The sequence below is a fragment of the Aromatoleum sp. genome (assembly GCF_035254505.1).
GTDB lineage: Bacteria > Pseudomonadota > Gammaproteobacteria > Burkholderiales > Rhodocyclaceae > Aromatoleum.
The window spans coordinates 24,792-31,709 of the sequence record NZ_DATFAO010000108.1; the positions used below are offsets into that span (position 1 = coordinate 24,792).

A 6,918-nucleotide genomic window follows, 5' to 3' on the forward strand; every position below is an offset into this window, starting at 1 on the left:
TGCTCAATCGATCCAGCTGGTTAGCGGATGTTCCGTCAGACTCTTCGCTTTCCATGCCCTGAAACTTGTCGGGCAGGACTTTACGATCTCGTCCGCTTCCATCTCGCCGCCAACCTCGGCAAACACACAAGCGCCAGACCCGGTCATTCGTGTGGGCGCAAACTGCGCCAGCCAATCGATTGCTGCGCCAACCTCGGGATACAGTTTGCAGGCAACTGCCTGCAGATCGTTCCGTGTTGCGCTTGCTGCGAAGACCGCAATATTGACGGGTTCCGTATTTCTCGTCAACTCCCTCGACGAAAAAATTTCAGCCGTGGGGACGGTGACGGGGGGCGCGACAACGACGTACCAGGCCGGCGGAAGCTCGATCGGCTGCATCTTTTCGCCGATGCCCTCGACGAAGGCGTCGTGGCCGAAGATGAAGAAGGGGACGTCGGCGCCGAGCCTGAGCCCGAGCTGGGCTAGCGCTTCGCGGTCGAACCCGGTCTTCCACAAGCGGTTGAGCGCGATCAGCGCCGTGGCCGCATCCGAACTGCCGCCGCCGAGCCCGCCGCCCATTGGCAGGACCTTGTCGATCGTGATGTCGGCGCCGAGGCGGGTGCCCGTCGCCTGCTGCAGCAGTCGGGCCGCGCGCACGACGAGGTCCTGTTCTTCCGGCACGCCCGGCACCTCGGTCACACGGCGCACGAGGCCGTCCTCGCGCAGGGCGAAGGACAGCGTGTCGGACCAGTCGAGCATGCGGAAAGCCGATTGCAGCAGGTGGTAGCCGTCGGCGCGACGGCCGACGACGTGCAGGAAGAGGTTGAGCTTGGCCGGGGCGGGGCAGTTGTCGAGGCGGGTCAGGGGCGTGGCGTCCATTGGTCGATGATCAGGCGGATCCGGGTGTCGCCCCAGGCGGCGTCGATGCGGCGGGGTGGTGCTTCGGCGGAAGTGTCGGCGTATTCGGGGTAGTCGATGATCCAGCCATCGTCGGCGATGCGCGCCGGCCGGCCGGCTTCATCGAGGGTGAGGACGCGAGCGCCTTGCCGTGGCGCGGCCTGGACCCAATCGGCGAGCCCCTCGAGCGGCGCGGAGACGCCGAGCATCTCGGGCAGGATGGTGTTCGCGTCTGCGGCCTGGCGCATCTGGCCATCGGCGGTGAGTAAGGTCGCGCCGCTTTTCGTGGCAACGAGCTGGGCAACGACTTGTCCGAGGGGACTGTAGACGGTCCAGGTGTCGGAGCGCGGCGAGTGAGTCCAGCTGACGGTGCCATTGGCGGCGCGCTGGCCGTCGCTGGCGGCGAGGCGCCCGTCGAGTTCGAAGGTCGACACGCTTTTGCGCGACACGGCGGCGACCTGGGGGGCCTGCGGTGCGACCGCGCAGCCCGACAGCGCCAGCGCGACGAGCGCGACACTCGTCGCCCGGCGTAGCAGGGAGTGCATCATTTGCCGCGCAGCCGCTGGACGACTTCCTTCAGCGCCGCATTGTCGGGGTTGGCCTTCAAGGCTTCGTCCCACACGCGCGATGCGTCGCCCCGGCGTTCCATGGACCACAGGACTTCGCCGAGGTGGGCGGCGATTTCCGGGTCCTGACGCATGCCGTAGGCGCGTTCAAGGTTGTTCAGGGCCGCGTCGAGGTCGCTGCGGCGGAACTGCACCCAGCCCATCGAGTCGAGGATGAACGGGTCGTTCGGCGTCAATTCGAGCGCGTGCGAGATCAGCGCCTGCGCTTCGTCGAGGCGGACGCCGCGATCGGCGAGGGAGTAGCCGAGCGCGTTGTAGGCATGGGCGTGGTCGGGGTAGAGCGAGATCAGCTTGCGCAGCCGGTTTTCCATTAAGTCGAGCTTGCCGAGCGATTCGGCGAGCATCGACGATTCGTACAGCAGGTCGCTGTCCGAGGGGGTGGCATTCAACGCGTCGTCGAGCACCTGGAAGGCGTTTTCGACCTGGCCCGCGTTGCGCAGCAGCTGCGCTTCGGCGAGCAGCAGGCGCTTGCGGTCGTCGTCGTCGGCCTTCACTGCGCGCAGGCGGTCGCGCGCCTCCTGCAGCTTGCCCTGGTGGGCGAGCGTGGCGGCGATGCGCAGCTGCGCTTCCACGTAGTGCCGTCCCGGCTCGACCGAGCCGTACCAGCGCAGGGCGCGCTCGAGGTCCTCGCGCCGCTCGGCGATCTGCCCGAGGTTGAGGCGGATGCCGTTCGCCTCGCTGTGGCCGCCGGCGAGCGCGCGTTCGAGTAGCGTCACGGCGTCGTCGTAGTCTTCGAGTTGGGCGGACAGCAGTCCGATCGCGTACATCAGGTCGGTGTCGTCGGGCGTGGCGGCCAGCAGCGCGCGGAATTCCTTGCGCGCGCCGTCGAAGTCGCGTTGCGAGACCAGGGCGCGAGCGTACGCGAGGCGCGCGCTGCGGCTGTCGGGGTGACGGTCGGCGTAGTCCTTGACGAGCTTGACGGCGTCCTGCATTGCGCCCGACTGCGACAGGACCTGTGCCTTGAACAGCACGGCGGGCTCCCAGTCCGGACGCTGGCGCAGCGCAACGTCGATTGCCGCGATCGCGCCGTCCGCGTCTGCCGCAGTGACCGCTGCGATCGCGCGGGCGAAATGGGCTTCGGGGTGATCGATGTAGGGCTCGGTGAGCCGGACGATGACGCCACGGACCGCCTGTTTGTCGGAGATCCGGGAAAAGGCGCGGTTCAGGCCCATCAGGTGATTGTCGATGTGATCGGGCGAGCGCGCGAGCAGGCGTGCGAGCTGGGCCTCGACCTGTTCGATCTGGGCATCGCCCCCCGCCACCAGGCTGGCGAGCACGCGCTGGGCTTCGTCGGAGCCGGGTTCGGTATCGGCCCAGATCCGCGCGGCCGTCGTCGCAGCCTGCATGTTGCGCGCGAACAGGGCGACCTCGACTGCGCGACGGGCAATTCTCGGGTCGCGTGTGCGCTCCGCGAGGTCCGCGTAGGCCTGGGCCGCGATGTCGACCTGACCGCGTGCGCCAGCGATCTCAGCGAGCAGGAAGGTGTAGAGGACGCGCGCTGTCAGGCCGTCTTCGGTTGGGACGGCTTCTGCTTCCGGAGTAGAAGCGGCCTCCGAGCTCGCCGCGGGCGCCGCCGGCGCGGCAGCAGGCGCGGCGGGTGCGTGCTTCGACGGCTTCGCGGGCGGTGCGGCGAAGGCCTGCAGGTTTGCCGCGAAGAGGAGGCCGATGCTCAGGGCGAGCTTGGAAAAGGTACGATTCATGTGTGTTGGCCGGTAGGGATTGGCGCGAAGTTTCAAGTCCGCCTGGCTCGTCTGCGTGCAGGGTTCGCCGCAGTGCGGGGACGGTCATCCGTTAGAAGGCCTGAAATCGATTGCGTTCGCTCCATGTTATGCAGTTTCACGATGCTGGGGCAAGCGCGCCGCCACAATCGCGGGTCGATGGCATTGTCCTGTAATAGAAGTGAGTGACCCGAATGCCCGAATTGCCCGAAGTCGAAACCACTTGCCGCGGCATCCGTCCGGCGATCAGCGACCGCGTGCTCACCGCAGTGCACGTCCGCAACGGCCGCCTGCGCTTGCCGGTGCCGCCCGATCTGGGCGAACAGGTGGAGGGGGAGCGACTCGTCGGTGTGCGCCGCCGCGCGAAATATCTGTTGCTGGATTTTTCCAGTGGTAGCGTGATCGTGCATCTGGGCATGTCGGGCAGCCTGCGCGTGGTCGATCCGGCGCAGCCGCCGGGGACGCACGACCATGTCGACCTCGTCTTCGGCAACGCGGCGTTGCGGCTGCGGGATCCGCGCCGCTTCGGCCTCGTCGTGTGGCAACCCGGCGAAGGGCTGGCGCATCCCCTGCTCACGGGGCTCGGCATCGAGCCGCTCGAGGACGAATTCACCGGCGCGTGGCTGTCGCGGGAGTTAAAGGGCCTGCGGGCACCGATCAAGCAGACGCTGATGGACAGCCACCGAGTGGTCGGGGTCGGCAACATTTACGCGTCCGAGAGCCTTTTCCGCGCGCGTATCCATCCCCTGGCGCCGGCCGGCGAAGTCGGGCCGCGGCGGATCGCGCGCCTCGTCGACGCCGTGCGCGAGACGCTGCAACTGGCGATCGCGGCCGGCGGCAGCACCTTGCGGGATTTTGTCGGCGGCGACGGGCGCAAGGGTTATTTCCAGCAGGACTACTTCGTCTATGGGCGCGATGCGCTCGCGTGCCGGATTTGCGGCACACCGGTCGTCAAGGCAGTCGTCGGCCAGCGCTCGACCTTCTTCTGTCCGAAGTGCCAGCGCCGCTGACCCGGGCGTTCATCGCCGCCACCCTGCCGTCGGTCGAACTGCGTTGAACACGGATTGGAGGCAGGGGTATTCGGGGTTATGCTGGCGACGTTACATATCGTCGCATCCGGATCGGCCGGACGCGGGCGGAGATGCTCATGACTCTTCTGGACCAGTTTTCGGCTTACAGCGAATGGCGCGCGGGCGCGTCCTCGGCCGTCGGGCGTTTGCGGCAGTGGCTCGCACGCAACGAAGTCGGCGACGTGCAGGGCGATCTGCGCCTGCAGTATGTGCTCGATCGTTTGCGTGACGACAAGCTCACCGTGGCTTTTGTCGCCGAGTTCTCACGCGGCAAGTCCGAGCTCATCAACGCGATCTTTTTCGCCGACTACGGCGATCGCGTGCTGCCGTCGAGCGCCGGGCGCACGACGATGTGCCCCACCGAGCTGCAGTGGAATGCCGGCGCGCGCGCCGAAATCCGGCTATTGCCGATCCGCACCCGCGCGACGCATGCGAGCGTCAGCGAACTGAAGCAGTACCAGGAAGAATGGACCGTGCTGCCGCTCGACGCGAATTCGCTCGGGAGCCTGCAGCAGGCGTTCGCGCGCGTCGGCGAGACGGAACGCGTCGGCAAGGACGACGCGGTGCGCTTCGGCTTCGACGTCGACGACAAGGGCGAGAACGGGCTCAAGCCGGCGGCCGACGGCACGGTCGAGATTCCGTGCTGGCGTCACGCGGTGATCCAGTTTCCGCATCCGTTGCTCGAGCAGGGCCTGGTCGTGCTCGACACGCCGGGACTCAACGCGATCGGCGCCGAGCCCGAACTGACGCTTTCGCTGCTGCCGAACGCGCACGCCATCCTTTTCGTGCTCGCGGCCGATACCGGCGTGACGCAGAGCGACCTGACCGTGTGGCGCGAGTACGTGCAGACCGGCCGGCAGCGCAAGACCGGGCGTCTCGTGGTGCTGAACAAGATCGACGGGCTGTGGGACGGATTGCGGGACGACGCGCAGATCGAGGCGGAAATCACGCGCCAGATCGCGACCGTGTCCGAGACGCTCGAGATTCCGACCTGGTCGGTGTTTCCGGTGTCGGCGCAGAAGGGGCTCGTCGGACGGATCAGCGGCGACGCGGGGCTGGTCGTCCGCAGCCGTGTCGCAGAACTGGAAAAGGCGCTGACCCAGGACCTGCTGCCGACCAAGCAGGAGATCGTTAGCGACAGCACGCTCGCGGAGACCGACGACATCATCGCGCAGACGCGCGAACTGCTCGAGGCGCGGCTCACCGGTCTGCGCGAGCAGCTGCAGGAGCTCACCGACCTGCGCGGCAAGAACCAGAGCGTCATCGAGTACATGATGCGCAAGATCCGCAACGAGAAGAGCGAGTTCGAGCAGGGGCTGCAGAAGTACTACGCAGTGCGCAGTGTCTTCTCGACGCTGACCAACAGCCTGCTCGCGCACCTCGGCATGGACGCGCTGCGCAACGAGACGCGGCGCACGCGCGAGGCGATGCTGGAGTCGACCTTCACGAAGGGCCTGCGCCAGGCGATGGAGAGCTTCTTCGAGCACCTGCGCGGCAATCTCGCGCGTTCCGGTGACGAGATCACCGAAATCACCAGCATGCTCGACAGCATGTACAAGCGTTTCAGCGTCGAGCACGGTCTCAAGCTGACGACGCCCGAGGCCTTCTCGACACTGCGTTACGAGCGCGAGCTCGACCGGCTGGAGAAGGCCTTCAACCGGCAGGTCAATTCGGCGCTGTCGCTCGTGACGACCGAAAAGCATGCGCTGACTCAGAAGTTCTTCGAGACGGTCGCCGTGGAGGCGCGTCGCACTTTCGAGATGGCCAACCGCGACGTCGAGCAGTGGCTGCGCGCGGTGATGTCGCCGCTGGAAACCCAGGTGCGCGAATACCAGTTGCAGTTGAAGCGGCGGCTGGAGAGCGTCAAGCGCATCCACCAGGCGACCGATACGCTGGAGGAGCGAGTCGGTGAACTGCAACAGGCGGAGTCAGCGATGCTCGCGCAGCTCGATGAGCTGGCGGAGCTGGAAGCATCGATCCGTGCGGCGCTGGGCGCTGGTGACGCGCTGAGTGACGAGACCGAGGCGGTGCGCGACCGCGCTGCCTGACCGACGACAAAAAAGGCGGACCGCGGTCCGCCTTTTTTTTCGGGCTCGTGCCCGCGCCTGAACGCGATCAGGCCTTGGCCAGCGTCAGGCGGTGGAACTTTTCCATCAGCTGTTCCTTGGTCTCGACCACGTCCGGATTCATCGGAATACAGTCGACCGGGCAGACCTGCTGGCATTGCGGTTCATCGAAGTGGCCGACGCATTCGGTGCACTTGTTCGGGTCGATCTGGTAAATCTCGTCCCCTTGGGAGATTGCACCGTTGGGGCATTCCGGCTCGCACACATCACAGTTGATGCATTCGTCCGTAATCATCAAAGCCATCTTTCAATTCCTCGTAATACACTTCACAGAGACTTCTGCAGCAGACGCTCGTAGACCGCCGGCTGCACGAACTTGCTGACATCGCCTCCCATACGGGCGATTTCGCGCACCATCGTAGCGGAGATGAACATATATTCGTCCGCCGGCGTCAGGAACACTGTTTCGACGTCGGGGAAGAGCTTTCGGTTCATCCCTGCGAGCTGGAATTCGTATTCGAAGTCGGAAACCGCCCGCAGACCGCGCAGTATAAGGCGTGCG

General features: G+C 66.2%; 7 protein-coding genes. 2 read left to right on the forward strand and 5 right to left on the reverse strand.

Annotated elements, in window-relative coordinates:
* Positions 1–3 precede the first annotated feature (3 nt).
* Genes ispE through VJ673_RS23660 form a run of 3 tightly spaced genes read right to left on the reverse strand, consistent with a single transcriptional unit; the run spans position 4 to position 3,202 of the window.
* Complete coding sequence (gene ispE / locus VJ673_RS23650; protein WP_324128642.1) at positions 4–858, reverse strand: 4-(cytidine 5'-diphospho)-2-C-methyl-D-erythritol kinase; 855 nt, start codon at positions 856–858, stop codon at positions 4–6.
* Positions 840–1,424 carry a lipoprotein insertase outer membrane protein LolB gene (gene lolB, locus VJ673_RS23655; protein ID WP_324128643.1) on the reverse strand — a complete coding sequence of 195 codons (585 nt, stop codon included), beginning with the start codon at positions 1,422–1,424 and terminating at the stop codon, positions 840–842. Before lolB ends, ispE begins: the two co-directional genes overlap by 19 nt.
* Positions 1,421–3,202, reverse strand: a complete 1,782-nt coding sequence (locus VJ673_RS23660; protein WP_324128644.1) for a tetratricopeptide repeat protein — start codon at positions 3,200–3,202, stop codon at positions 1,421–1,423. The genes lolB and VJ673_RS23660 overlap by 4 nt, the downstream gene beginning before the upstream one ends.
* 212 nt (positions 3,203–3,414) lie before the next feature.
* Between VJ673_RS23660 and mutM the strand changes: the two genes are divergently transcribed.
* Positions 3,415–4,230 (forward strand): bifunctional DNA-formamidopyrimidine glycosylase/DNA-(apurinic or apyrimidinic site) lyase, encoded by an 816-nt coding sequence (gene mutM, locus VJ673_RS23665; protein WP_324128645.1) that lies wholly within the window; start codon positions 3,415–3,417, stop codon positions 4,228–4,230.
* Between the two features lie 137 nt (positions 4,231–4,367).
* Positions 4,368–6,338: a dynamin family protein gene (locus VJ673_RS23670; protein ID WP_324128646.1), complete on the forward strand. Its 1,971-nt coding sequence runs from the start codon at positions 4,368–4,370 to the stop codon at positions 6,336–6,338.
* Positions 6,339–6,405: 67 nt separating this feature from the next.
* Here VJ673_RS23670 and VJ673_RS23675 read toward each other — a convergent pair whose 3' ends face one another.
* Both VJ673_RS23675 and VJ673_RS23680 read right to left on the reverse strand, forming a co-directional pair.
* Positions 6,406–6,660 (reverse strand): YfhL family 4Fe-4S dicluster ferredoxin, encoded by a 255-nt coding sequence (locus VJ673_RS23675; RefSeq protein WP_324128647.1) that lies wholly within the window; start codon positions 6,658–6,660, stop codon positions 6,406–6,408.
* 23 nt (positions 6,661–6,683) lie between these two features.
* Positions 6,684–6,918, reverse strand: a 235-nt coding sequence (locus VJ673_RS23680) for a pantetheine-phosphate adenylyltransferase (RefSeq protein WP_414635687.1), incomplete at its 5' end; no start/stop codon positions are given.

Excerpts from the sequence above, each read along its gene's own strand:
- ispE (WP_324128642.1), bottom strand. The coding sequence starts at position 858 with ATGGACGCCACGCCCCTGACCCGCCTCGACAACTGCCCCGCCCCGGCC.
- lolB (WP_324128643.1), bottom strand. The coding sequence starts at position 1,424 with ATGATGCACTCCCTGCTACGCCGGGCGACGAGTGTCGCGCTCGTCGCG.
- VJ673_RS23660 (WP_324128644.1), bottom strand. The coding sequence starts at position 3,202 with ATGAATCGTACCTTTTCCAAGCTCGCCCTGAGCATCGGCCTCCTCTTC.
- mutM (WP_324128645.1), top strand. The coding sequence starts at position 3,415 with ATGCCCGAATTGCCCGAAGTCGAAACCACTTGCCGCGGCATCCGTCCG.
- VJ673_RS23670 (WP_324128646.1), top strand. The coding sequence starts at position 4,368 with ATGACTCTTCTGGACCAGTTTTCGGCTTACAGCGAATGGCGCGCGGGC.
- VJ673_RS23675 (WP_324128647.1), bottom strand. The coding sequence starts at position 6,660 with ATGGCTTTGATGATTACGGACGAATGCATCAACTGTGATGTGTGCGAG.